Source organism: Sphingopyxis sp. GW247-27LB, from assembly GCF_002277025.1.
In the GTDB taxonomy this organism is placed as follows: Bacteria; Pseudomonadota; Alphaproteobacteria; order Sphingomonadales; family Sphingomonadaceae; genus Sphingopyxis.
The window spans coordinates 393,367-416,946 of the sequence record NZ_NIWD01000009.1 but is presented as its reverse complement, the minus strand read 5'-3'; the positions used below and the strand labels follow the sequence as shown (position 1 = coordinate 416,946).

The window sequence follows — 23,580 nt, the reverse complement described above, 5'->3', positions numbered from 1 at the left end:
AAGCGGGGTTGCACTCCCGCCATCTTCCCTTTCGTCCGCGCAGCGCCTAGCAGCGGCGCATGACCGATCTTCCCACCCCCGCGGCGCCGCTGCGCATCGGCACGCGCGCCTCGCCGCTCGCGATGGCGCAGGCGAACATGGCGGCCGCGGCGCTGGCCGCGGCGCACGGGCTCGATCCCGCGGCGCTTGTCATCGTGCCGATCACCGCGACCGGCGACAAGATTCAGGATCGCGCGCTCGCCGAGGTCGGCGGTAAGGCGCTGTGGACGCGCGAACTCGACGCGATGCTCGACGCGGGGGTCATCGATGTCGCGGTGCACAGCCTGAAAGACGTCGAGACGCTGCGCGACGCGCGCTTCGCGCTCGCGGCGATGCTGCCGCGTGCCGACCCGCGCGACCGGCTGGTGGTGCGCGAGGGGATCGCGGCGTCGGCGATCGCCGATCTGCCGCCGGGCGCCCGGCTGGGGACGAGCAGCCCGCGCCGCGCGGCGCAGGTCCGGCGGCTGCGCCCCGACCTCGAAACGGTGCTGCTGCGCGGCAATGTCGCGACGCGGCTCGCGAAGCTCGCGGCCGGCGACGCCGATGCGACGCTGCTCGCGGCGGCGGGGCTCGAACGGCTCGGGATGCACGACATCGGCGTCGCGCAGGACGCGGCGCTGCTGCTTCCCGCCGCGTCGCAGGGGGCGATCGGGATCGAATGCCGTTCGGACGATGCCCGGGTGCGCGCGCTCGTCGCCGCGGTCGACGACGCGCCGACGCACGCCGCGGTGATGGCCGAGCGCGCCTTCCTCGCCGCGCTCGGTGGCGATTGCCGCTCGCCGGTCGCCGCGCACGCGCGCTTCGTGGAAGGTGGTGCGCTGCGTCTCGACGGCGAGATCTTCTCGGCCGACGGCGCCGAGCATGTCGCGGGGCATGTATTGGTCGGCGACGGTGAGGCCGCGGCGCGGCTCGCGCACCGCCTGCTCGCCGAAGCGCCCGAATCGGTCCGGCGCCTGTTCGCGCTATGAGCGCGGGACTGCCGCTGATCGTCACGCGCCCCGACCCCGGCGGCGCGGCGACGGTCGCGCGGGCGCGGGCGATGGGCCTCGATGCCCGGCCCATGCCACTCTTCGCCGCGCATCCGCTCACCTGGGCCGTGCCAGACCCCGGGGATTTCGACGCGCTGCTGCTGACGAGCGCGCAGGCGGCGCGGCTCGGCGGCGCCGGGCTGGCACGACTCGCTCCGCTTCCCGTCCACGCCGTCGGCGCGGCGACCGCCGAAGCCGCCAGCGCGGTGGGCCTGCGCGTCGTCGAGGTCGGCGCGACCGACGGGCAGGCGCTGGTCGACGCCATGACGTCGCGCGGGGTGACCCGGATATTGTGGCTTTGCGGCCGCGACCGGACGCGCTTCGACACGCGCGGGGCGGCGATCATCGCGCTCCCCTGCTATGCCGCCGACACCGTGACGCCGCCCGCCGACTGGCCGGCGCTGGTCGCCGCTCCGGCCGTGCTGCTTGCCCACAGCCGGCGCGCCGCGGAGCGGATCGCCGCGCTCGTGCCGGAGGCCCGCGCGCATCTGGCGCTGGTCGCGATCAGCGCGAAGGCGGCATCGGCGGCGGGGGCGGGATGGGGCGATGTCGCCGTCGCCGAGCGGCCCGATGACGCGGCAATGTTGGCACTGGCGCGCGCTTTGTGCCACAAAGGCTGAAAAATGGGGTCGTTCGAAAGAGAAATATGGCAATCGACAGCGACAAAGGCGTCCGCATCGACGAGAGCGCTCGCGGAAAGGGCTTTTCGTTCCGCACCTTAGTGATCGGTGCCCTGCTCGTGCTGGTGATCGGAATCGTCGGTGGCGGATGGGCGATGACGCGCCTGCTGCCGGGCAGCGGATCCGCGCCGGTGACGAAGGTGGCGCAAACGCCGACACCCGGCGGCACGCTCGCGGCACCGGGCGACAGCGCCGCGCCCGCGCCCAGCGCCGCCGAACCCGCGATGGTCGTGGCGCCGGTCGACGGCGCGAGCGCGCTGTCGGCGCGGGTCGCCGACCTCGAAACGCGGTTGTCGCGCATCACCTTCGAGGCGGCGTCGGCGTCGGGCAATGCGACGCGCGCCGAAGGGCTGCTGATCGCCTTCGCCGCGCGCCGCGCGCTCGATCGCGGCCTGTCGCTCGGCTATCTCGAGGCGCAGCTGCGCCTGCGTTTCGGCGACGACCAGCCGAACGCGGTCAAGACGATCATCGACACCTCGCGTGACCCGATCACCCTCGAGCAGCTGCGCAGCGAGCTCGACACGCTCGCGCCGCAGCTCGTCGGCCGCAACGGCGAGAGCGGCGGCAGCCTGTGGACCGGTTTCCGGCGCGAACTCAGCGAGCTGTTCGTCGTGCGCCCCGCCGGCACGCTGTCGCCGCGCGCGTCCGAACGGATCGAGCGCGCGCGCCGCTATCTCGCGGGCGGCCAGGTGGACAAGGCGATCGAGGAGGTCCAAGCGCTGCCGGGGGCCGAGGCGGCGGGCGAATGGCTGATCGACGCGCGGCGCTATCACGAGGCGCGGCGCGCGCTTGACCTCATCGAGACCGCGGCGATATTGGAGCCGCGCGACAGCCCGGCTGCCGCGATCGCCCGCAAGGGTGCGACCACTCCCTAGCAGCCCGATCCTTGGGCCGCGCTTTGAAGAAAGCCGATCCATGGCCCTCGCCGATCCGCAGCGCATCGAGGCGCTCGACCCGTTCGACCCGCTGGCGCTCGACGCCGAGCTGTCCGATGAGGAGCGGATGGTGCGCGATACTGCGCGCGGCTATGCGCAAAGCGAACTGCTGCCGCGCGTCACCTCGGCCTTCCTCGACGAACGCTTCGACCGCGAGATCATGCGCGAGATGGGACAGCTCGGGCTGCTCGGCGCGACGATCGATCCCGAATATGGCGGCGCGGGGCTCAATTACGTCAGCTACGGCCTGATCGCGCGCGAGGTCGAGCGCGTCGACTCGGGTTATCGCTCGGCCTGTTCGGTGCAGAGCAGCCTCGTGATGCATCCGATCAACGCCTATGGCAGCGAGGAGCAGAAGCGGCGCTTCCTGCCCGGGCTCGCATCGGGCGAGCTGGTCGGCTGCTTCGGCTTGACCGAGCCCGACGCGGGCAGCGACCCCGCGGGGATGCGGACGCGCGCCGAGAAGATCGAGGGCGGCTATCGCCTTCGGGGCGCGAAGATGTGGATCACCAATTCGCCGATCGCCGACATCTTCGTCGTCTGGGCGAAGTCCGACGCGCACGATGGCGCGATCCGCGGCTTCGTGCTCGAAAAGGGGATGAAGGGCCTGTCGGCGCCGAAGATCGAGGGCAAGATCTCGCTCCGCGCCTCGATCACCGGCGAGATCGTGATGGATGGGGTCGAGGTCGGCGAGGATGCGCTGCTGCCGAACGTGTCGGGGCTGAAGGGTCCCTTCGGCTGCCTCAACCGTGCGCGCTACGGCATCGGCTGGGGCGCGATGGGGGCGGCCGAATTCTGCTACGAGGCGGCGCGCAATTACACGCTCGAGAGGAAGCAGTTCGGGCGGCCGCTCGCGGCGAACCAGATCGTGCAGCTGAAGCTCGCGAACATGCTCACCGAGATCGCGCTCGGCACCGAGGCGGCGCTGCGCGTCGGGCGGCTGATCGACGAGGGGCGGCTCGCCCCCGACCGGATCAGCCTTTTGAAGCGCAACAATTGCGGCAAGGCGCTCGATATCGCCCGCGTCGCGCGCGACATGCACGGCGGCAACGGCATCGCGGCCGAATATCACGTCATCCGCCATGCGGTGAACCTCGAGACGGTGAACACCTATGAGGGCACCCACGACGTCCACGCACTGATCCTCGGCCGCGCGATCACCGGCATCAGCGCCTTTTCCTGACGGTGGCGGACAGGCTTCCGAAGCCGCTTGCCGGCTTGCGCGTCGTCGAACTGGCGCGCGTGCTCGCGGGGCCGTGGTGCGGGCAATTGCTCGCCGACCTCGGCGCCCAGGTGATCAAGGTCGAGCGGCCGGGCGCGGGCGACGACACGCGCCAATGGGGCCCGCCGTTCGTCACGGGCGCGGACGGCGAGGCGCTGGGTGCGGCCTATTATCACAGCTGCAACCGCGGCAAGCGGAGCGTCGCGATCGATATCGCGAGCGAAGACGGCCAGACCGCGCTGCGCGACCTGATCGCGGACGCCGATGTCGTCATCGAGAATTACAAGGTCGGCGGGCTGGTCAAATATGGGCTCGATCCGGCGCGGCTGCGCGCCGATTTCCCGCGGGCCATCGTCTGTTCGGTCACCGGCTTCGGCCAGACCGGCCCCTATGCCCACCGCGCGGGCTACGACTATATCGTCCAGGCGATGAGCGGCTTCATGTCGCTGACCGGAGAGCCCGACGGCGCGCCGCAAAAGGCCGGCATCGCCTATGCCGACATCTTCACCGGCATGTATTCGGCCGTCGCGATCCTCGCGGCGCTGCGGCGGCGTGACGTCACCGGCGTGGGCGCGCATATCGACATGGCGCTGCTCGACAGCCAGGTCGCGGTGCTCGCGAACCAGGCCGCCAATTATCTGGCGAGCGGGGTCGTGCCGAAGCGGATGGGCAGCGGCCACGCCAATGTCGTGCCCTATCAGGTCTTTGCGACCGCCGACGGCCAGCTCGTCATCGCGGTGGGCAATGATGGGCAGTATCGCAAGCTCTGCGCGATCCTCGGCATGCCCGAATGGGGTGAAGATCCGCGCTTCGCGACCAACGCGGCGCGGCTCGCGAACCGCACCGAACTGATCCCGCTGCTCGCGGCGAAGATCGCCGCGTGGGACGCGCAGCCGCTGTCGCTCGCGCTCGAGGCGGAGGGCGTGCCGGCGGGGCCGATCAACGACCTCGCCGGCGTCTTCGCCGACCCGCAGGTGGTCGCGCGCGGGATGCGCTTTCGCCCCGAAGGCGCGGCGATCGACGCGGTCGCGAGCCCGATCGTCATCGACGGCGAGCGCATGATCGCACCGGCGGGGGCGCCGCCGCTCGGCGGATAAAAAAGGGGCGCCGCAGCGGACGCCCCTTTCCCTCTTGTTTCAGACTTTGGCCGTCAGAACTTCACTGTTCCGGTGACGAAGACCTGACGCGGATTGCCGTAGAAGGCGGTCAGCGTCCCCTCGGTGCCGAGCGCCGAGAAGGGCAGGCCGTTGGCGCCCGTCGGAATGACGCCGGTCTCCGGATCGGCGACGACGAAGGTATAACCCGAGGTCTTGTATTTCTTGTTGGTCAGGTTCTTGCCGAACAGTCCGATGCTCCAGCGGTCGCCCGGCGCGGTGTAGACGAGGCTGGCGTCGAGCAGCGCGAAGCCCTTCTGGTCGATATAGGGGTTCGGAATCTCGAACTGATAGGTCTTGCTGCGGTACGACAGTGTCGTCGCGAAATTGATGTCGCCGTCGCCGACCGGCGCCGAATAGGCGAGCGTGCCGCTCGCGGTCCATTTCGGCGTGTTCTGCACCTCGCGATAGTCGGCGACGTCGGTCGGCACCCCGCCGATGTTGGTGATATATTCCTTGTACTGCGCGTCGATGAAGCCGAGCGCGGTCGACAGCGTCAGCCGGTCGCCCGCTGCCGCGAGGTCCTGACCCAGCCGCGCGCGGCCTTCGAACTCCAGCCCCTTGAAGGTCGCTTTGCCCGCGTTCGACACGACGCCGCAGAAGCTGGGGAGGCCGCTGACGGTGCAGGCGACCGAGCCCGGAATCTGGACGTCGCTATAGTCGGCGTAGAAGGCGGCGAGCGCGACGTTCAGCGCGCCGTCCATCAGACTGCCCTTGTAGCCGACCTCGTAGCTGTCGACCTGTTCGGGAAGGAAGCTCAGGAAGGCCGCGACCTCGTCGTCGCTCGGGATGCCGTTGGCATTGTCGGTCGGCGCGTTGACGCCGACGCCGCGCGGGTCGAAGCCGCCGCCCTTGAAGCCCTGCGAATAGCTGGCGTAGAGCGTGTGGTCGGGGGTCGGCTTGAACGACAGCGAGGCGCGCGGGGTGAATTTGTTGAAGTTGCGGCTGCCCTCGAAATCGGTGCCCGGCGCGCCGAAGGGAACCCCCGCGCCGCCGAAGACCGGCGATCCGCCGCCTAGGTAATTCTGGCGAAGGATCGACGCCTCGCGCTTGTCCCAGGTGTAGCGGCCGCCGAGCGACAGGCTGAGCTGGTCGGTGAAGTCATAGGTGAAGTCGCCGAACAGCGCGAAGGTCGTCGTGTCGACATCGGCCTCGGTAAAGGCGGTGAGCCCCGCGAAGGTGTTGAAGATGCGCACGTCGAACAAGGTGTCGGCGGTCGCGTCGAGATAATAGAAGCCGAGCAGGCCCTTCAGCCGCTCGCCTTCGTAGAGCAGCTGGAATTCCTGGCTGATCTGTTCGTTGAAATAGAAGCCGGGGACGTCGACGTCGACCGCGGGCAGCGCGTCAAAGTCGATCGGGGTCGCCGACTTGTCCTTGCGCCACGCGCTGATCGAGCGCAGCGTCAGCGTGTCGCTGAGCTCGGCGGTGACGTTCATCGCGAGGCCATAGGCCTCGATATCCTGCTTCGGATCGTTGAGTCCGCCGCGGCTGTCGAACACATTATCGAGGACCGGCTGGTTCGTCGCGAGGCTGGGGATCAGGCGGTGACCGCCGCGCGGATTGCTCTTGTCCTTCGAATAGTCGCCCGAGATGCGGATGAGCACCGGCTCGCCATAGCCGCCGAGCTCGACAGTGCCGCGCGCAGCCCAGACGTCCTTGTTGTAATTTTCGAGCCCTGTGGTGAGATTGTCGCCGAAGCCGCCGCGCGACAGCCGCGCCCCCGACGCGCCGATGCGGACGATGTCGTTGATCGGAGCGCTCGCAGTGACGACGAGGTCGGCCTGGTCATAGGTGCCGTAGGTCGCCTTGACCTTGAGCGAGAAGTCCTGCGGCAGCGGCTTGGTCACATATTTGACCGCGCCGCCGATTGTGTTGCGGCCATAGAGCGTGCCCTGCGGCCCGCGCAGCACCTCGATCCGCTCGACGTCGTAGATGTCGAGCACCGCGGCCTGCGGGCGGTTGAGATAGACGTCGTCGAGATAGATGCCGACGCCTTGTTCGAAGCCCGACACCGGGTCCTGCTGACCGACGCCGCGGATGAAGGCGCTGAGCGTCGAATTGGCGCCGCGCGAGACTTCGAGGGTGGTGTTCGGGGTCGTCGCACCGATGTCGGTGATGTCGATCGCGCCCGCCTTGGCGAGCGCGTCGCCCGAATAGGCGGTGATCGCGACCGGCACGTCGACCAGCCGCTCGTCGCGGCGGCGGGCGGTGACGATGATCTCGCCCGAATCGTCGCTGCTCGCGCCCGGATCCTCCTGCGCGAAGGCGGCGGGCGCGAAGGCGAGCATCGAAAGCGTGGTGGTGGCGAGAACCGCGCGGCGCAGCTGGCGGGCGAAAGGACGCATGATGAGTCTCCCAAGTCACGGGTGACCCCTCGCCACCCCCATTTTACCATTTCTGGCGTCATCTTTTCTTGGGCCCGGACTTGCCAAGCCGCGACGCACCCAATAATGAAAGGTGAACCAAGTTTCAACTTGGAAGTTGGCTCCGGCGTTTTTTGCTTGCCAGTGGTGCGAAAATGCCACGATGCAGGCGCGGAGCGGGAAGAGGGATGGCGCGATGGACCAGCCGGACATGGCGACGGCAGAGGGGATGGCAGCGACGGACGCAACCGGCGGGCGCGACAAGACGCCGCGCACCGAGCGCGGCCGGCGCACCCTGCGCAAGCTGCTCGACGCCGCGGCGGTCGAATTCGGCGAGCGCGGCTTTCACGAGGCGTCGATCAGCGCGATCACGCGCCGCGCCGGCACCGCGCTCGGCAGCTTCTACACCTATTTCGATTCGAAGGAGGAGATTTTCCAGGCGCTCGTCCGCTATATGAGCGAGCAGCTGCGCGATCATGTGACGCCGATCGTCCAGGCCGCGCCCGACGAGATCGCCGCCGAGCGCATCGGCCTCGAATCCTTTCTGGGTTTCGTGCGCGAGCACAGGGAAATCTATCGCATCATCGACGAGGCCGAATTCGTCGATTACGCCAGCTATCGCCGCCACTATGAAACGACGGTCGAGCGTATCCGCCAGCGACTGGAAGCGGGCGCGGCACGCGGCGAGATTCGGCCCGACGTCGGCGAGATCCACGCCTGGGCGATCGGCGGCATGAACGTCTTCCTCGGCATGCGCTACGGCCTGTGGGACGCCGACGCCGACATCGCCGAGGTCGCGCGGATCGCGAACGACCTGCTTGCGAACGGGTTGGGGAAGAAGGATTGATTGCGCGGTGGCCTGTCGTTGAGGCGGGGCTGCATTCTTGTCAGGTCGAATGACTGCCAAGGGGTGAGGAGCGGGCGTTGCATAACTCGTCGCCCCCGCGAAGGCGGGGGCCGCTGTCGTCTTACGCAGCGGCGCAGGAATAAGCCTCCAGCGGCCCCCGCCTTCGCGGGGGCGACGGCTGTTTTCGGTCGCAAGTCGCGGCGATGCTCGCGAACGCGGATCAGCCCCGCGAAATCAGGAAGATCGCATGCTCGGCGCGCCAGCTGGCCGCGGCGTCGCTCGTCGGGCGGTCGCCCGAGAGGTACCAGGCGCGCTCGACCGCGATGCCGCGGGCGCGCATCAGGTCGCGGAAATCGCTGACCGTGACATGGTGGATGTTGGGGGTCTCGTACCAGGCGACGGGCAGCAGCCGCGTCACCGGCATCCGCCCGCCCCAGAGCAGCGCGAGGCGCACGCGCCAGTGCGCGAAATTGGGGAAGCTGACGAAAGCGCGCGGGGCGATGCGCAGCAGTTCGTCGACGATGCGGTCGGGGCGGTGCGAGGTCTGCAGCGTCTGCGACAATATGGCGATGTCGAAGGCGTCGTCGGGATAGTCGGCGAGGTCGCGGTCGGCATCGCCCTGGACCACGGCGAGGCCGCGCTCCATCGCGGCCGCGACATTCGCGGGATCGATCTCCAGCCCGCGCACATCGGCCCCGCCGGTGTCGCGCAGCGCGGCCATCAGCGTGCCGTCGCCGCAGCCGACGTCGAGCACGCGCGCGCCTGCGGGCACCTGCGCCGCGATCAGCGCGAGGTCGGGGCGAAGCGTTGCGGCGGTCATCGGCCGGCCTCGACAAATCCCGCCATCAGCCGCCACATCTCGGGCGAATCGAGCAGGAAGGCGTCGTGGCCGAACGGGCTCGACAGTTCGACGAAACTCGCCTGCGCGCCCGCGCCGTGCAGCGCCTGGACGATGCGCCGCGATTCGGCGGTCGGATAGAGCCAGTCCGAATCGAAGCTGACGAGACCGAAGCGCACCGGCGAATGGCGAAACGCCTCGGCGAGCCGTCCGCCATGCGGGTCGGCGAGGTCGAAATAGTCCATCGCGCGTGTGATGTAGAGATAGGAGTTGGCATCGAAGCGATCGACGAAGCTGATCCCCTGATGCCGGAGATAGGATTCGATCCGGAAATCGGCCTCGAACCCGAACGTCTTGGCCTCGCGGTCCTGAAGCTGGCGCCCGAATTTCTCGGTCAGCCCCGCTTCGGACAAATAGGTGATGTGCGCCGCCATGCGCGCCACCGACAGCCCCTTCACCGGCACCCGCCCGCTCGCATAATAATCGCCGCCCTGCCAGTCGGGATCGGCCATGATCGCCTGCCGCCCGACCTCGTGAAAGGCGATGTTCTGTGCCGAATGGCGCGCCGCCGACGCGATGACGAGCGCGCGGTCGACGCGGCCCGGATAGTGCGCCGCGAAGGCGAGCGCCTGCATCCCGCCCATCGATCCGCCAATGACGGCATGAAGCCGCCCGATGCCGAGCTGGTCGAGCAGCATCGCCTGCGCGCGCACCATGTCGCCGATCGTCACGACCGGAAAGCTCATGGCATAGGGATCGCCCGTCGCGGGATCGATGCTGGCGGGGCCGCTCGACCCCAGGCAGCTGCCGATCACATTGGCGCAGATGACATGATAGCGGTCGGTATCGATCACTCCGCCGGGACGCACCACCTTGCTCCACCAGCCGGGCTTGCCCGTCACCGGATGCGTCGAGGCGACATATTGGTCCATCGTCAGCGCGTGGCAGATGAGGATGACATTGTCGCGCGCGGCGTTCAGCGGACCATAGGCTTCGTAAGCGATCGTCGGCCGCGCAAGCAGCGCGCCGCTGTCGAGCGCGAGCGGATGGTCGAGGGTGATCTGGTTGGGCCGGTCGGATTGCAAGCGCGTTGCCATGGTGCGGCGGGGCTAGGCGCGCATGGCCACCCTTGTCAACGTGCTGGACTTGGGGGCTGCAGCCGCTAAACGGCGCGGCATGACCGACGCGACCCCGACCCTGACGCCGAAGCCGTGGATCAGCGGCATCGCTCCCTATGTTCCAGGCAAGTCGGCGGGCGCCGACGGCCGGCCGCTGATCAAGCTGAGCGCGAACGAGAATCCGCTCGGGACCGGGGACGCGGCGCGCGCAGCCTTCGCCGAGGCCCAAGGCGCAACCGATGCACTGTCGCGCTATCCCGATCCTGGCTCCAACTCGCTGCGCGAGACGATCGCGGCGAAGTTCGGGCTCGATCCCGCGCGCGTCATCTGCGGCAACGGATCGGACGAGCTGCTGCATCTGGCGGCGGGCACTTATGCCGGCGCGGGCGACGAGATTCTCTACGTGCGCTATGGTTTCGCGGTCTACGAGATCGCGGCGCGCCGCGTCGGCGCGACCCCGGTCGAGGCCGACGACAGGGATTATGCGACCGACGTCGACGCGCTGCTCGCGGCGGTGACCGAGCGGACGCGCGTCGTCTATCTCGCCAATCCGAACAATCCGACCGGCACGCTGGCGACGCGCGAGGAGGTGGCGCGCCTCTATGCGGGCTTGCCCAAGGATGTGCTGTTCGTGATCGACCAGGCCTATTCCGAATATTTGTCGGCGGACGAGGACGATGGCGGGCTCGAGCTCGCGAAGACCGCGCCCAATGTCTTCATCACCCGTACCTTTTCGAAGATCCACGGGCTCGCCGCGGAGCGGATCGGCTGGGGCTATGCGTCGGCGGAGGTGGTTTCGGCGCTGCACCGCATCCGCCTGCCGTTCAACGTCACGCGCGCCGGACAGGCGGCGGCGGTCGCGGCGCTAGGCGACGAGGATTTCGTGACCCGCAGCCGCGAGCATAATGCCAAATGGCGCGCGTGGCTGGCGCAGGAGATCGATAGCCTCGGCAACCACGGCCTGCGCGTCGTGCCGTCGGCGACCAACTTCCTGCTCGTTCTGTTCGAGGGCAGGGCGAACGCCGAGACGGTCTACAACCGGCTGATGGACGCGGGCTATATCGTGCGCTGGCTGCCGGGGCAGGGGCTGCCGCACGCGCTGCGTATGACGATCGGCACCGAGGACGAGACGCGCGGGCTGGCGGCGGCGATTCGCGCCGCGCTCGCGGGCTGACGCGGCCGATGGCGATCGAGCGCCTCGCGGTCGTCGGGCTCGGGCTGATCGGCTCGTCGATCGCGCGCGCGGTCAAGGCGCGGCTGCCCGGCGTCGCGGTCACCGGCCATGACGCCAGCGCCGACGTGCGGGGCGAAGCGCGCATGCTGGGCCTGTGCGACCGGATCGCCGACGATGCGGCCGACGCCGTGTTGGGCGCCGACCTCGTCATTCTCGCGGTACCGGTCGGCGGCATGGCCGACGCCGCCCGCGCGATGGCGCCGGGGCTCGCGTCGCACGCGATCGTGTCCGATGTCGGTTCGTCGAAGGCGGGGGTGGGCGCGGCGCTGCGCGCGGCGCTGCCCGGTCATCTCGTCATCCCGGCGCACCCGGTCGCCGGGACCGAGAACAGCGGCCCGGCGGCGGGCTTCGCCAGCCTTTTCGAAGGGCGCTGGTGCATCGTCACCCCGGCATCCGACGCGCCCGAGGAGGCCGTGGCGACGCTCACCGCCTTCTGGCAGGCGCTCGGCGCGACGGTCGACACGATGGACGCCGAGCATCACGACATGGTGCTCGCGGTGACGAGCCACCTGCCGCATCTGATCGCCTATACGATCGTCGGCACCGCGAGCGAGCTCGAGGAAGTGACCGAGAGCGAGGTGATCAAATATTCGGCGGGCGGTTTCCGCGACTTCACCCGCATCGCGGCGAGCGACCCGGTGATGTGGCGCGACGTCTTCCTTGCGAACAGGGATGCGGTGCTCGCGACGCTGCAGCGCTTCAACGAGGATCTGACCGTGCTCCAGCAGGCGATCCGCCGCGGCGACGGCGCGAAGCTCGAAGACTGGTTCACGCGGACCCGCGCGATCCGCCGCTCGATCATCGCCGAGGGGCAGGACGATCCGGCGCCCGATTTCGGGCGGAAGCATTAGGACTCGGTCAAAGCGATCCGAATCCCCGAGCGAAGACGAGGGGCTCGTTCGAGCGGAGCGAGAACTGCCTCACCCCGCTGCCTCGACTTCGCTCGGCATGGCCCCTCGTCTTCGCTCGGGGATTCGGGACTTTTTAGGCGGGCGCTTGCCCCGCCAACAGCGCCTCGGGCGGATTGAGCGCGTTGATCGCTCGCCAGACGCGCTCCTCGGCTTCCTCGCGCGGCAGGCCGGCGGGGATCGTCTCGCCGATCCTGTAGGTGATCGTCCCCGGCCATTTGACCCAGCGGCGTGGCGGGTAGATGATGCCGCTGTTCACCGCGACCGGGATCACCGGCACCCCGAGCAAGCGGTACATCCCCGCGAAGCCCGCGCGGAGCGGCGGCGCGAGCCCGTGCGGCACGCGCGTGCCCTCGGCGAACAATACCAGCGGGCGGCTCGCGTCGAGTGCCGCCTTCGCCGCGGCGAGCATCGCGCGCATCGCCTTGCCGCCGCCGTCGCGGTCGACCGGGATCAGGCCATAGAAGCGCGCCGCCTGCCCCCAGACCGGAATCGAGAACAGCTCCTCCTTCGCGAACACCGCGGGCCATTGGAACAGCAAGGGCTGCTCGATCGTCTCGAACGCGCCCTCATGCTTGAAGACGTAGAGCACCGGAACGTCGGGCATGGCGCCTTCGACGACGATCCGGTGTCTCAGGATGACGCGGCAGATCTGGCGGTGGAACCACGCCCAGCCGCGCACGAACCCGCGCGTCGCATGATGCGAGATCGGCAGCGCGACGACGGCGCCGATCGAGCAGACGCTACTCGCGAGGAAGAAGGCGATCCAGAACAGGATCGAGCGGAGAAGGGCGAGGGCGTAGCGCACGACGCGGGGCTTACAGCCCGAGGAGGCCGCCCGCCAGCCCCGCGAGATATTTGTGATATTCGCGGAACAGCGTCGAGAAGCTCGGCCGGCTGCGCACCGCGTCGGGGATGATCGTCACCTTGCCGCCGACCGCGCGGCCGATCTCATATTCGGCGCGGCGCATGTGCCAGTCGGTGGTGACGAGGCGCACCGTCTTGTAGTTGCGCCGCGCAACCCAGCTCGCCACCTCGGTGGCGTTCGAGCGCGTATCCTCGGCCTCGAACCCGAGCGCGATGCAGCAATCGAACAGCGACTGCGGGCGCTTATATTCGGCGGCGAGCTCGCGCGGCTTCACCTCGCGCGCGACGCCGCTGATCAGCAGCCGCTTCGCCTGCCCCGTCTCGAGCAGTTCGAGCGCGCGGTCGATGCGCCCCGGCCCGCCGGTCAGCACGACGATCGCGTCGGTCTTTTGCGGCGGCGCGGGCATCGGCGGCAGCAGTGCGAACCAGGCGAAGCCGAGCACCCAGATCAGGAAGAGGACGGAAATCAGGCGCTTGATCATAAAATCTTCTTGAGCGCGGCGAGCAGCGTCTGGCGCGCCGTCAAAGCAGCCAGCGCGATAGCCAATAGCGGCAGCGCCAGCAAGAGCGCCCAGCCCGCGGCCCCCAGCGAGGCGGTAGCGGCGAGCCCCGCGGTCACCCGCGACCATTGCCAGCCGATGAGCAGCAGGATCGCCGCCGCGACCGCGCTGCCGAGCGCGATGCCATAGGCGGTGTCGATCGCGATGCGCCGCTGGAACAGCCGCGCGATCTGGCGGTCGGTCGCGCCGATCAGGTGGAGCATCTCGATCGTCGCATAATGGGTGCCGAGCGCGGCGCGCGCGGTCATGATCACCACCGCCGCGCTGGCGAGGATCATCAGCACGACCAGCCCGCCCGCGACCCAGGCGAGCGAGCGGATCAGCCGCGCGACTGGGCCCAGCCATTCGGCGTGCGGGATGATCCGCGCGCCCGGCGCGGTCTCGGCGACCAGCGCGCGCAGCCGGTCCAATTGGCCCGCGCGCTCGCCGCCGACGAAATCCACGTCGATGAGCGCGGGCAGCGGCAGCGACTTGAGCACGGGATCGTCGCCGTCCTCGCCGCCGAACCATTGGCCGAGCGTCGCGAGCAGCTCCGCCTGCTCGACCGCGCGCGCGGTGCGGACATAGGGCTGGGCGGCGGCGGCGCGGCGCAGCGCCGCGGCCTGCTCGGCGCGGGTGACGGGATTGGCGGTGACGATCTGCACCGTCACCCGCCCCGCGATCGCGTCGCCGATCGCGCCCGCCGATCGTGCGAGCCCGATCCCGGCGGCGGCGGCGAGCAGGGTCAGCGTCATCAGGATCGCGATCACCCACGGCGTCGGCCCCGACAGCCGGCGGTCGGGGAGCAGGCGGCGATGCTGGACGGGAACGCGCGGGATGATCATGACGTCACGCGCGGTTCGGCGGATAGCGCAGCGCGCCGGTCGGATCGGCGAGCCGCCCCTTTTCGAGCCGCATCATCTGCGCATTGTCGATCCGACTGATCAGGTGGATGTCGTGGGTCGCGACGACGACGGTGGTGCCGAGGCGGTTGAGCGCCTCGAACAATCCCAACAGCCGCATCGCCATCTCGGGATCGACGTTGCCCGTCGGTTCGTCGGCCACGAGCAGTTGCGGGCGCGCGATCACCGCGCGCGCGATCGCGACGCGCTGTTGCTCGCCGCCCGACAGCGTCGCGGGGCGCGCATCGGCGCGCTCGCTGAGCCCGATCCAGCTCAGCATCTCGCCGACCGGGCCCGACAGATCCTCCTCGCTGACCCCCGCGATGCGCAGCGGCAGCGCGATATTGTCGCGCGCCGAAAGGTGCGGGATCAGGCGGAAATCCTGAAACACGACGCCGATGCGGCGGCGAAAGCCGGGCAGGCGCTGGCGCGGCATCGCCACCAGATCCTCGCCGAACAGCCGCACGATGCCGCGGCTCGGCCGCTGCGCGAGATAGAGCATCTTGAGGAGCGACGTCTTGCCCGCGCCCGACGGGCCGGTGAGGAAATAGAAACTCCCCGGCTGCAGGTTGAAGCTGATATCGGAGAGGATTTCGCCGTCGGGACCGTAGCGGAGCCCGACGCTGTCGAACTCGACCATCGCGCCGCCGGGGCGGGGAGCGGTAGCGGCCGTCATGACGTCAGCCGCGTGCAGGGCCGCGCCGCCGGCCGGGAAAACAGGGGAGCCTCCGCGCTCATGCCGTTGGCTGTTGCACGGCTGTTCCCCAAGGACAAGCGCCGATGCGCCCGTCGGTGCGACGCGGCGCTTGCCAGCGCGCGACTCAGCGTGTTTAGAGGGACGCCATGATCCTCGCCTGCCCGTCCTGCCAGACCCGTTATGTCGTGCCCGATACGGCGATCGGACCCAATGGCCGCACCGTGCGCTGCGCCAATTGCCGCCATAGCTGGTTCCAGGAGCCGGCGCTCGGCGCCGCGGCGATTCCGCCCGCGCCAACGCCAGCTTCGGCGCCGGTGCCGGAACCCGATCCGGTGCGGACGGCCGACGACGGGCCGTCGCCGGCTCCGGTCGCGCCGCCCCCGGTACCGCCCGTGGCGGCGCCGGCCGAGGAGCCCGCCGCGCCTCCGCCTCCCGAAGCGTTCGCCGCCACTGCCGAGCCGGCGCCGCGCGCCATGCCCGCTGCGGCGGACGAACCGCTGCCGTTCCGCCGCGCCCGCCGCAACCCGGCGAAGCGCTGGACGATGGTGGCCGCGGCAGCGGCGGTGCTGATGATCGGTGCGACCGGCGCGCTTTTCTACTACGGGCTGCCGAGCTGGGCGCAGGGTCTCGGGCTTCCCGGCGCGGCCGACGAGCCCGACCTCGTGATCGAACTGCCGCCTAACCAGGATCACCGCGAACTCGCCGACGGCACCATCTATTTCGCGGCGTCGGGGGTGATCATCAACCCGACCGACCGCGAACAGCGCGTGCCACCGATCCTCGCCGAGCTGCGCGACGCGCAGGGGACGATCGTCTACAGCTGGACGATCAAGCCGCCGGTGCGGATGCTGCCGCCGAACGAGAAGGTCAATTTCAGCGAAGCCAAGCTCGACATCCCGCGCCGGGCGACGCAGCTGACGGTGAGCTGGGCGCTGCCGAAAGGCTGAAATTCTGCCGCGTTACCGTGACGTCACGGCGTCACAGGCTGATCGCGGCGGCGAGCGACAGCAGGAAGCTGGTCAGCGTCGCGACGATGATCGGCGCGAAGCTGCGCCAGCCCTGGTCGAGGAGCAGGTGCAACCGCGCCTTCATCGCCGTCGCGACGATCGCGAGCAGCAGCAGCGCCTGCGCCGCGGTCGCGCTGCCATCCTGAACCGGCTTCGGTAGGGGGGCGAGCGAGTTGATCGCCGCGAGCGCGAGGAAACCGAGGATGAACCACGGCAGACGCAGCGGAATGCGCGTCTTCGCCGCCTCTGTCACGCCGCTGCGGCCGAGCCACAAGCCGACGAGCATCAGCATCGGCGCGAGCAGCGCGACGCGCGTCAGCTTGACGATCGTCGCGACCTCGCCCGCCTGCGGCGAGAAGGAAAAGCCGCCGCCGATCGCCTGCGCGACGTCGTGGATAGAGGCGCCGATCAGAAAACCCGCCTGGGTATCGGAGAGGCCGAGTTGCGCCGCGAGCACCGGATAGAGCGTCATCGCGAGCGCGCTGGCCACGGTGATGCCCACCAATGTCAGCGTGAAGCGCGCCTGGTCGACGCGCTTGTCGCCGATCAGCGAATAGAGGGCGAGCGCCGCCGAGGCGCCGCAGATCGCGGTCGCGCCGCCGGCGAGCAGCGCGGCGTGGCTGTCCTGCCGGAACCATCGCGCGCTCGCGACGGTGGCGACGATGACCGCCAGCATGATCAGGACGAGCAGCGCGAAGGGCAGCGGCCCCAGCTCGGCGAGCTGGGTGGCGGTAATCCGCGCGCCGACGAGGACGATGCCGATGCGCAGAGCGGTCTGCGACATCAGGTCGAGCCCCGCGTGGGTGCGCCGGTCCTGCGACAGAAAGGAGAGGGCGAGACCGATCAGCAGGCCCATGAGCACGATCGGCGCGGCATAATGATCGGCGAGCCAGGCGGCGGCGAGCGCCGCGATCGCGGTGACAAGCCCGCCGGGCAGATAGTCGCGCCAGCGCCGCGACGCGGGGCGCGCCGCCTCGAGCTGCAGTTCGCCATAGAGATCGGCCGCCATCGGCCAGCGCTGTTCGGAAATCGCCACGGGCACTCCCCAGGGTTCGGCGCCGCCGCGCTTCGCACATCCCGCCCCCGATGCGCAATGCGCTTTCGGTCGTTATTCGATTGCTGGCGCGATCCGGGCTTGCTAGAGGCGCCGCTCTACCGGCACCCGTAGCTCAGCTGGATAGAGCGCTGCCCTCCGAAGGCAGATGTCAAGTCTGAAGCGTTGCGGGTGCAGGTGGGAAAAGGGAATGATTTAAGCAGCTTGTTTGGTGCCCACGGATTGTCTTGAACCGATGGGAAATTCGCGTAAGCACCACGTAAGCAGTACGCACTCGTAGCTCAGCTGGATAGAGCGCCGCCCTCCGAAGGCGGAGGCCACAGGTTCGAATCCTGTCGAGTGCGCCACTCACGATAAGATATTGATATAAATAAATATCATCGGCAGGTGACTGGCGCAGTTCCAGGTGCCTTCAGCGAGTGGTTTTGGACGTGGTCAGAGACTGGATGCGGCGTGGGTATTTCCGGCCGGATGACAGGGTGATTCCCTGCAGGCGATTTTCGTCATCACCGAGTGCGGCGACAGCATTGTCGAAGGTGCCTGGTCCTGCCATGGGCACCGTATGACAAGAGAGCTACCGAACATCATCCTCCGGGTCGTCGAGCGCGCGCCGCAATGGATAAGGCACGACCTGGATTCCAAGGATGCGATTGCGAGGATCCGTGCCGAGGAAGCGCTGGCGGCGATGATCGCCGATGCGCTGGGTAAGCAGGATGACGTGGATTAGCCGGATCCGGTTTGCGTAAGTCCCGGCAGTTGACGCTGCTCGTCCCCGAGTGGGAGTGCCAGAAGCCTGGTCCACTGCGGCTGGATACTGTCTTTGGGCTGATCGCCATCGAGAATGGCGATAGTGATATCGGACGCGAGATAGGCCAGGCGCTCGACATACCGATTGCCGCGGGATGCCGGAACGCCACTTAAGGAAATTGCTCGACGGCTAACGGCGGGTAGGCGCCTGATGTCGGCCGTTCCGGCTTCGACCTGCGTGTGCCTGAAAGCGGATACTGAATTGGAAGACGAAGCGCGCTTCGAGCGCTCCGGATTGTGTCTTGTTATATGCCTAAGCGTCTGCACGCATCGCGTACTCATGGCTCCGTGCAAAAGCATCTCTCGTGCGCAGAATTGCTACGATTTGTATCGGCGCGAAGATCAGGACGATCAATGCGAGTGCAGCCGGAACCGACCCGCCAAGTATGCCCAGATTTTCCGCGAACCAAGCGACGAGCGTGGGACCGATCCCGAGACCGATGAGCGACAGGAACAAGAAGAAGATTGCCACTAATTGGGCACGGATTTGTGGGGGAGCCAAGAGTGGAGCGGTGGCTGCCAACAGGATACCCAGGCCGAACTGAAGCGTGAAAGGTATAGCGGCAATCGCGAGCGCCAGTAACGGGTTCGGAGCGAAAAGCGAGCCGATGAGGAGCGGCGAGGAGACGCAACAGACGGTGAGCGCGATCGTCAGCGTGGAGTCAAAGCGCTGCCGAGCGACCATGCGGCGGGCGATATAGGGCAGCAACAAACCACCGGCGAGACTGGTGGCGACTCCCACGGTCCCAAACTGATACCCAGCGACGGGTGCTTCGAGACCATAGGACCGGATGAGATGCGTCGGGTACCAGGTCAATATGCTGAAGTTGATCGCTGAGACTAGGGCGGTGACCGTATAAAATCCGATATAGGTCTTTTTGTGGTCTACATAATGCCGGCTGACGTCGCCGAGTGACGCGCCCGTGCTTGGGCCGACCGCCGGAGCCATTCGAGGCAGGACAAGCGGCGTCAGCAGCGCAAGAAATATGGCCGGCGCGCCGACCAGAATGAGGGTCAGACGCCAGGGGCTGATGTCTGCAACGAGAGGAAGGCTTGCGGCTTCGGCAGCAAACTGAAGGACGCCGCCGCCAATCAGCATCGATCCCGATCCGCCGCAGACGCCTACCATGACAAAAATGCTGATCGGCAGGGCCCGCTTGCTCGGCGCAAACAGGTCCGACAGGATCGACATGGCGGCTGGGACCAGCGCTGCCTCGCCAACCGCAACGCCGATGCGAAGGATGACGAGCATCAGGAAGCTGTTGGCGTAAGCGGCGGCAAACGTGCTGATTCCCCATAGCAGAGCACCTGCAAAAATAAGCATTCGGCGGCTGCGTGTGTCGGCGAGCCTGGCGAGAGGCAGACCCGTAAGCGCGTAGACGATGGCGAAGGACGTGCCGATCAGGAGCCCGATCTGGACGTCGCTGACCCCGAGGTCGGCCTTGATCGGCTCGACGAGGAGCGCAAGCACCAGCCGATCGACGAACGAGATGATGTAAAGGAGGCTGAGCAGGACAAGCGCGCTCCATGCACGGTGGCTACCCACGTCCGGGCCTTCGGCGGAATCCGCCGCGATCGCTGGGTTGGTTGCAGCGATCATGCCGCGCCCTCGATCGACGCCCGTTCTTCCGCATAGCGCGGATAGCTGTCCTTCATGCTCGCGGTGTTGAGCAGCATCGTCGCGACCGGTTGGTCGCCGCCCGGCTCGAAGAGCCTCGTTTGAACCCACATGCTCTCGGTGCGGCGGCTTTGCGAGATCGCAACGACCTCGCGTTCGATCTCATAATCGCGATCGGCGAGCACAGGTCCCCGGTGCAAACGGATTTCCTGATCGACGAAGAGATCGACCCGCGGTTGCCTGGGCGGCCAGGGGTCGCCGGATGCCACATGGTGGACCAGCACGCTCACCATTTCGAGCGGGAGTATCGGGGAGCCCCAGGGTGTATCGGCCTCGGCATTGTTCCAGGCCGAGCGCTCGGTGATGCGATCTAGCTTTTGGGCGAGGGTGAAAGGGTAGAGGTCGCCCATGAGGTCGTCGAAGCCCATTCGAACGGCCGTGCGTGCACGCTTCATTCCGATCGTCACGTCCTGGAGGATCACGCGAAGCGGATCGGGCTCTCCGATCGCTCCGAGCTTATCGTCGAGTGCCGTCGGCCCTGCACCCCGGACGCTGGCGGTACCGCGCAGAACTTCCGTTCCATCGCGCTTGGTCATGAAGATCGCGGCGCGATCGGGGTTGTCCGGATCGCGCTCGATGTGCGCGGCGACTTCTTCGCCTTCGTAGCAGGCCGCTTTGTAGCTTGCCGAGAGGCAGCCGCTTTCGAACCAGATCTCGTGCCAGATGGATACCGCCAGCGGCTCGAACTGGCTGAAATGGGTCGGCCCCTCGATCGTGGCGGCTGCAAAGCCGAGCTTTTGCGCGGTTGCATCGTCATGGATCGATGCATGGCCGTCGTAGCTTTGGGTGGAAAGCATGTTTCGGGGACTTCGCCAGGGACCGCTTATCCTGTTGCCGGCGAGCGAGAGTGCGGTGTCGAACGGGCTGCGGGTCATCGCATGTCTCCCCTTATTCAAAACAGACCGGGGAGCCGAGCCCCGTCGAGGAGAATGTTCTGGCCCGACATGTAGCCGGCGTGCGCGCTGCAGAGAAAGGCGCAGGTCGCGCCGAACTCTTCGGGTCGGCCGAACCGTCCAGCAGGCGCACTGGCGAGCTGGCTCGCGATTTCCTCGTCGAGGCTGACCCCCTTCTGCTCGGCGATGTAGGCGAGGTTCTTTCGCAGACGCTGGGTTTCGAACTGCTCGGGAAGGAGATTGTTGATGGTGACGTTCCGGCCGATATAGCCTGCCGCAATTCCCTTGCTGAAGCCGGTGAGGCCGAGGCGCGCGGCGACGGACAGGCTGATCACCTGGTTCGGCGCCTTTACGAGCGCAGAGGTGATGTTGACGATCCGCCCGAAACCGCGGTCGGCCATTCCGTCGGCAAAAGCCCTGATGAGGAAGATAGCGCTCAACATGTTGGAATCGACGGCGGCCTGCCATTGGTCGCGGTCCGATTGCCGCCAGTCGCCGGGCGGCGGGCCGGCCGCATTGTTGACAAGGATATCGGGGGAGGGGCAGGCGGCCCGTATCGCCTCGCGGCCTTCTTCGGTGGTCGCATCGGCGGCGATGGCCGTGACCTCGGTGCCGTGGCGTTCGCTCATGTCGCGCGCGGCCGTCTCAAGTATTTCGGGGCGGCGTCCGTTCAGGAAGACGTGAACGCCATTTTCGGCGAGGGCTTCCGCGCAGGCGCGGCCAAGCCCCTCGCTCGACGCGCAAATGATAGCCTTTTTGCCTCTGATCCCCAAGTCCATCGATCAATCCATTCTTTTTTCAGTTAAAACCATTTCGGGTCGGCTTCGCGCACGAGCCCGTCCATCGCATGCAAGGTGTCGAGAAGCGGATCGATCTTCGGGAGTTCGCGCCGAATGAAGTATCGCCCGGCCATCCGCTTTCCCGCGTGAAAATCACTATGCTCGCCCTCGCAGGCGAGCAGGAGGTCCAGCCAGATCCAGCCTATGACGAGATGTCCCGCTGCCTCGAGATAGAGTGCGGCGTCGGCAAGACGCGTGTCCGGGTCTTCGATGTCTATGAGGCGGGCAGTAATCTCAGCAAATCTTGCAAGATGGGCTTCGACGGCCTCTCCGAGCTCGGGCAACTCCCCGGCGGCTTGTCCTGCGCGCTCGCAGCTCGATCCGATCTCGGCCCGAAGCAGGTCGAACGCAGCTCCCTTGGCCATCGAGACCTTCCGCCCGAGAAGATCGAGCGCCTGGATTCCGTGCGTGCCTTCATGAATCGGGTTCAGCCGATTATCGCGGTAGAACTGCTCGACATTATAGTCGCGGGTATAGCCGTAGCCGCCGTGCACCTGGATGGCGAGACTGTTGGCCTCGAGGCAGAATTGCGACGGCCAGCTTTTTGCGATCGGCGTCAGCAGATCGAGAAGGAGGCCGAGGTCCGCTCGCTGCGAAGCGCTCCCGACGCGGATGCGGTCGACGAGTGATGCGCAGTACAGGTTGAGCGCAAGTCCCCCTTCTACAAAGGATTTCTGGATGAGCAGCATGCGACGAACATCGGCATGCTCAATGATAGGGACCTGCGAGCTCGATGGGTTCCGGTCGCTTGCGAGGCGGCCTTGGGGACGGCTCCGCGCGTAGTCGAGCGCATGAAGATAGCCCGTATAGCCGATCGCGGCAGCGCTCGTGCCGACGCCGATGCGCGCCTCGTTCATCATCGTGAACATCAGCTTCAGTCCGTCGCCATGGGCCCCGACAAGATAGCCGATCGCACCGGATGCTCCCTGGGGTCGATGGCGGCCCTCGCCGAAGTTCAGAAGCGTGTTGACGGTCCCGCGCTGCCCCATCTTGTGGTTGAGACCGGCGAGGCTGACGTCGTTCCGGGTGCTGGTGCCATCGGCGGCCATCAGATCGCGCGGAACGATGAAAAGGGATAGACCCTTGACTCCGGGCGGTGCGTCTTGCGGACGGGCGAGGACCAGGTGCGTAATCGAACTGCTAAGCGAATGCTCGCCCCCCGAAATCCACATCTTGTTTCCGAAGAGGCGATAATGATCGCCATCGGGCACGGCGCGCGTGCGAACGTCGCCAAGCGAAGAACCGGCGTGCGGTTCTGACAGGCACATCGTCCCGAAAGTCTCACCGGCCAGAAGCGGTAGTGCGAAGTCGTCGATCTGTTCGGTGGTGCCATGCTCGACAAGCAGGTTGGCCGCCGCCATCGTCAACAGCACGTAGCCCGAAACAGCGGGGCTCGCCGCTTGGATCCATGCGAACGCCGCCTTTTCGACAACGAAGGGCAGCTGCATCCCGCCATATTCGGCCGGCTGCGCGGCGGAGAACAGGCCGGATTGTTTCAGGGCTTCCAGAGCTGCGCCGATTTCCGCCGGCATCGCGACGCTTCCATCGGGGAGCATGACCGGCTCGCTGCTGTCCGCGATCTTGTTGACCGGCGCAACGACGTCCGCCGCGAGGCGCTCTGCGAGATCGAGGACGCCGGTGTAGATGTCGCGGTCGAGTGTCTCGTAGAGATTATGATCGGACAGCGCGTCGACGCCTAGCCAATCGAAAAGGAGAAATTCGATGTCGCGCCGGGAGAGGATCAGCGACATGCGGCCACGCTCGCGGCTCTGAGGCTCTCACTCGCCGCGCCGAAGCGATGCCGTTGACACGCTTTGGCGACGACCGACCTTGCTTGAGTGTTACGCCGCGACGATGCGCGGGGGCCGAACCGAGCCAATGTCTGTCCCTCTCCATATTTTTGGAAAGGATATTCGCGTCTTCGGTCCTCC

At 67.6% G+C, this 23,580-nt stretch carries 22 protein-coding genes and 2 tRNA genes; 12 read left to right on the top strand and 12 right to left on the bottom strand.

The genetic code is table 11. The features are described from left to right. Nucleotides 1-59 precede the first annotated feature (59 nt). The 5 genes from hemC to CD928_RS14325 are packed head-to-tail and all read left to right on the top strand — an operon-like array spanning nt 60 to nt 5,001. Nucleotides 60-1,007, top strand: coding sequence for a hydroxymethylbilane synthase (hemC, locus tag CD928_RS14345; protein WP_095387772.1), 948 nt, complete (start codon nt 60-62; stop codon nt 1,005-1,007). Beyond that, nucleotides 1,004-1,687, top strand: a complete 684-nt coding sequence (locus tag CD928_RS14340) for a uroporphyrinogen-III synthase (protein WP_095387771.1) — start codon at nt 1,004-1,006, stop codon at nt 1,685-1,687. Before hemC ends, CD928_RS14340 begins: the two co-directional genes overlap by 4 nt. Nucleotides 1,688-1,713: 26 nt before the next feature. Then, nucleotides 1,714-2,622: a mitofilin family membrane protein gene (locus tag CD928_RS14335; RefSeq protein WP_095387770.1), complete on the top strand. Its 909-nt coding sequence runs from the start codon at nt 1,714-1,716 to the stop codon at nt 2,620-2,622. A gap of 40 nt (nt 2,623-2,662) precedes the next feature. Then, nucleotides 2,663-3,865: an acyl-CoA dehydrogenase gene (locus tag CD928_RS14330; protein WP_095387769.1), complete on the top strand. Its 1,203-nt coding sequence runs from the start codon at nt 2,663-2,665 to the stop codon at nt 3,863-3,865. A 2-nt stretch (nt 3,866-3,867) separates the two neighbouring features. Further along, on the top strand, nt 3,868-5,001 hold the full coding sequence (locus CD928_RS14325; protein WP_095387768.1) for a CaiB/BaiF CoA-transferase family protein: 1,134 nt from the start codon (nt 3,868-3,870) through the stop codon (nt 4,999-5,001). 53 nt (nt 5,002-5,054) lie between these two features. Here CD928_RS14325 and CD928_RS14320 read toward each other — a convergent pair whose 3' ends face one another. Next, nucleotides 5,055-7,346 (bottom strand): TonB-dependent receptor, encoded by a 2,292-nt coding sequence (locus CD928_RS14320; RefSeq protein ID WP_255247206.1) that lies wholly within the window; start codon nt 7,344-7,346, stop codon nt 5,055-5,057. Between the two features lie 286 nt (nt 7,347-7,632). Between CD928_RS14320 and CD928_RS14315 the strand changes: the two genes are divergently transcribed. After that, nucleotides 7,633-8,268 (top strand): TetR/AcrR family transcriptional regulator, encoded by a 636-nt coding sequence (locus CD928_RS14315; protein ID WP_095388071.1) that lies wholly within the window; start codon nt 7,633-7,635, stop codon nt 8,266-8,268. Nucleotides 8,269-8,488: 220 nt separating this feature from the next. Here CD928_RS14315 and metW read toward each other — a convergent pair whose 3' ends face one another. Together metW and CD928_RS14305 are read right to left on the bottom strand one after the other, a co-directional pair. Then, complete coding sequence (metW, locus tag CD928_RS14310; RefSeq protein WP_095387766.1) at nt 8,489-9,088, bottom strand: methionine biosynthesis protein MetW; 600 nt, start codon at nt 9,086-9,088, stop codon at nt 8,489-8,491. Further along, on the bottom strand, nt 9,085-10,203 hold the full coding sequence (locus CD928_RS14305) for a homoserine O-acetyltransferase (protein ID WP_095387765.1): 1,119 nt from the start codon (nt 10,201-10,203) through the stop codon (nt 9,085-9,087). The genes metW and CD928_RS14305 overlap by 4 nt, the downstream gene beginning before the upstream one ends. A gap of 79 nt (nt 10,204-10,282) precedes the next feature. Between CD928_RS14305 and hisC the strand changes: the two genes are divergently transcribed. Beyond that, nucleotides 10,283-11,398 (top strand): histidinol-phosphate transaminase, encoded by a 1,116-nt coding sequence (gene hisC / locus CD928_RS14300; RefSeq protein WP_095387764.1) that lies wholly within the window; start codon nt 10,283-10,285, stop codon nt 11,396-11,398. Nucleotides 11,399-11,406: 8 nt separating this feature from the next. After that, complete coding sequence (locus tag CD928_RS14295) at nt 11,407-12,309, top strand: prephenate/arogenate dehydrogenase family protein (protein ID WP_095387763.1); 903 nt, start codon at nt 11,407-11,409, stop codon at nt 12,307-12,309. A gap of 133 nt (nt 12,310-12,442) precedes the next feature. Here the strand turns inward: CD928_RS14295 and CD928_RS14290 are convergent, their stop codons facing one another. Genes CD928_RS14290 through ftsE form a run of 4 tightly spaced genes read right to left on the bottom strand, consistent with a single transcriptional unit; the run spans nt 12,443 to nt 15,350 of the window. After that, nucleotides 12,443-13,174 (bottom strand): 1-acyl-sn-glycerol-3-phosphate acyltransferase, encoded by a 732-nt coding sequence (locus tag CD928_RS14290; protein ID WP_095387762.1) that lies wholly within the window; start codon nt 13,172-13,174, stop codon nt 12,443-12,445. Nucleotides 13,175-13,184: 10 nt separating this feature from the next. Continuing rightward, a complete protein-coding gene (locus CD928_RS14285) occupies nt 13,185-13,715 on the bottom strand; it encodes a YdcF family protein (RefSeq protein WP_095387761.1) in 531 nt (176 codons plus the stop codon). Further along, on the bottom strand, nt 13,712-14,617 hold the full coding sequence (locus tag CD928_RS14280; protein ID WP_095387760.1) for an ABC transporter permease: 906 nt from the start codon (nt 14,615-14,617) through the stop codon (nt 13,712-13,714). Before CD928_RS14280 ends, CD928_RS14285 begins: the two co-directional genes overlap by 4 nt. 4 nt (nt 14,618-14,621) lie before the next feature. Then, entirely contained in the window at nt 14,622-15,350 is a 729-nt protein-coding gene (gene ftsE, locus CD928_RS14275; protein ID WP_095387759.1) for a cell division ATP-binding protein FtsE, read from the bottom strand. Nucleotides 15,351-15,517: 167 nt separating this feature from the next. Between ftsE and CD928_RS14270 the strand changes: the two genes are divergently transcribed. Further along, nucleotides 15,518-16,318, top strand: a complete 801-nt coding sequence (locus CD928_RS14270) for a zinc-ribbon domain-containing protein (protein WP_095387758.1) — start codon at nt 15,518-15,520, stop codon at nt 16,316-16,318. Between the two features lie 31 nt (nt 16,319-16,349). Here CD928_RS14270 and CD928_RS14265 read toward each other — a convergent pair whose 3' ends face one another. Beyond that, nucleotides 16,350-17,414, bottom strand: a complete 1,065-nt coding sequence (locus tag CD928_RS14265; protein ID WP_255247177.1) for a YeiH family protein — start codon at nt 17,412-17,414, stop codon at nt 16,350-16,352. A gap of 122 nt (nt 17,415-17,536) precedes the next feature. Here CD928_RS14265 and CD928_RS14260 point away from each other — a divergent pair. The 3 genes from CD928_RS14260 to CD928_RS23420 all read left to right on the top strand — a co-directional run bounded on the left by CD928_RS14260 (nt 17,537) and on the right by CD928_RS23420 (nt 18,159). Beyond that, a tRNA-Arg gene (locus CD928_RS14260) sits at nt 17,537-17,608 on the top strand. A gap of 94 nt (nt 17,609-17,702) precedes the next feature. Then, nucleotides 17,703-17,779: transfer RNA gene (locus CD928_RS14255), tRNA-Arg, on the top strand. A gap of 215 nt (nt 17,780-17,994) precedes the next feature. Then, nucleotides 17,995-18,159, top strand: coding sequence for a hypothetical protein (locus tag CD928_RS23420; RefSeq protein ID WP_176473591.1), 165 nt, complete (start codon nt 17,995-17,997; stop codon nt 18,157-18,159). Between the two features lie 333 nt (nt 18,160-18,492). On the opposite strand, the gene CD928_RS14245 is transcribed toward CD928_RS23420, so the two are convergent. Genes CD928_RS14245 through CD928_RS14230 form a run of 4 tightly spaced genes read right to left on the bottom strand, consistent with a single transcriptional unit; the run spans nt 18,493 to nt 23,400 of the window. After that, on the bottom strand, nt 18,493-19,839 hold the full coding sequence (locus CD928_RS14245) for an MFS transporter (RefSeq protein WP_095387756.1): 1,347 nt from the start codon (nt 19,837-19,839) through the stop codon (nt 18,493-18,495). After that, nucleotides 19,836-20,792, bottom strand: coding sequence for a hypothetical protein (locus tag CD928_RS14240; protein WP_095387755.1), 957 nt, complete (start codon nt 20,790-20,792; stop codon nt 19,836-19,838). Before CD928_RS14240 ends, CD928_RS14245 begins: the two co-directional genes overlap by 4 nt. 17 nt (nt 20,793-20,809) lie before the next feature. Continuing rightward, nucleotides 20,810-21,589, bottom strand: a complete 780-nt coding sequence (locus CD928_RS14235) for an SDR family oxidoreductase (RefSeq protein ID WP_095387754.1) — start codon at nt 21,587-21,589, stop codon at nt 20,810-20,812. Between the two features lie 23 nt (nt 21,590-21,612). Then, entirely contained in the window at nt 21,613-23,400 is a 1,788-nt protein-coding gene (locus CD928_RS14230; RefSeq protein ID WP_095387753.1) for an acyl-CoA dehydrogenase, read from the bottom strand. Nucleotides 23,401-23,580 lie beyond the last annotated feature (180 nt).

Coding starts and splice junctions, on each gene's coding strand:
- CD928_RS14315 (WP_095388071.1), top strand. CDS start 7,633: ATGGCGACGGCAGAGGGGATGGCAGCGACGGACGCAACCGGCGGGCGC.
- CD928_RS14320 (WP_255247206.1), bottom strand. CDS start 7,346: ATGCTCGCCTTCGCGCCCGCCGCCTTCGCGCAGGAGGATCCGGGCGCG.
- CD928_RS14305 (WP_095387765.1), bottom strand. CDS start 10,203: ATGGCAACGCGCTTGCAATCCGACCGGCCCAACCAGATCACCCTCGAC.
- CD928_RS14235 (WP_095387754.1), bottom strand. CDS start 21,589: ATGGACTTGGGGATCAGAGGCAAAAAGGCTATCATTTGCGCGTCGAGC.
- CD928_RS14230 (WP_095387753.1), bottom strand. CDS start 23,400: ATGTCGCTGATCCTCTCCCGGCGCGACATCGAATTTCTCCTTTTCGAT.
- CD928_RS14280 (WP_095387760.1), bottom strand. CDS start 14,617: ATGATCATCCCGCGCGTTCCCGTCCAGCATCGCCGCCTGCTCCCCGAC.
- CD928_RS14295 (WP_095387763.1), top strand. CDS start 11,407: ATGGCGATCGAGCGCCTCGCGGTCGTCGGGCTCGGGCTGATCGGCTCG.
- CD928_RS23420 (WP_176473591.1), top strand. CDS start 17,995: ATGACAAGAGAGCTACCGAACATCATCCTCCGGGTCGTCGAGCGCGCG.
- hisC (WP_095387764.1), top strand. CDS start 10,283: ATGACCGACGCGACCCCGACCCTGACGCCGAAGCCGTGGATCAGCGGC.
- CD928_RS14285 (WP_095387761.1), bottom strand. CDS start 13,715: ATGATCAAGCGCCTGATTTCCGTCCTCTTCCTGATCTGGGTGCTCGGC.
- CD928_RS14340 (WP_095387771.1), top strand. CDS start 1,004: ATGAGCGCGGGACTGCCGCTGATCGTCACGCGCCCCGACCCCGGCGGC.
- CD928_RS14330 (WP_095387769.1), top strand. CDS start 2,663: ATGGCCCTCGCCGATCCGCAGCGCATCGAGGCGCTCGACCCGTTCGAC.
- CD928_RS14245 (WP_095387756.1), bottom strand. CDS start 19,839: ATGATCGCTGCAACCAACCCAGCGATCGCGGCGGATTCCGCCGAAGGC.
- CD928_RS14270 (WP_095387758.1), top strand. CDS start 15,518: ATGATCCTCGCCTGCCCGTCCTGCCAGACCCGTTATGTCGTGCCCGAT.
- metW (WP_095387766.1), bottom strand. CDS start 9,088: ATGACCGCCGCAACGCTTCGCCCCGACCTCGCGCTGATCGCGGCGCAG.
- hemC (WP_095387772.1), top strand. CDS start 60: ATGACCGATCTTCCCACCCCCGCGGCGCCGCTGCGCATCGGCACGCGC.
- ftsE (WP_095387759.1), bottom strand. CDS start 15,350: ATGACGGCCGCTACCGCTCCCCGCCCCGGCGGCGCGATGGTCGAGTTC.
- CD928_RS14240 (WP_095387755.1), bottom strand. CDS start 20,792: ATGACCCGCAGCCCGTTCGACACCGCACTCTCGCTCGCCGGCAACAGG.
- CD928_RS14335 (WP_095387770.1), top strand. CDS start 1,714: ATGGCAATCGACAGCGACAAAGGCGTCCGCATCGACGAGAGCGCTCGC.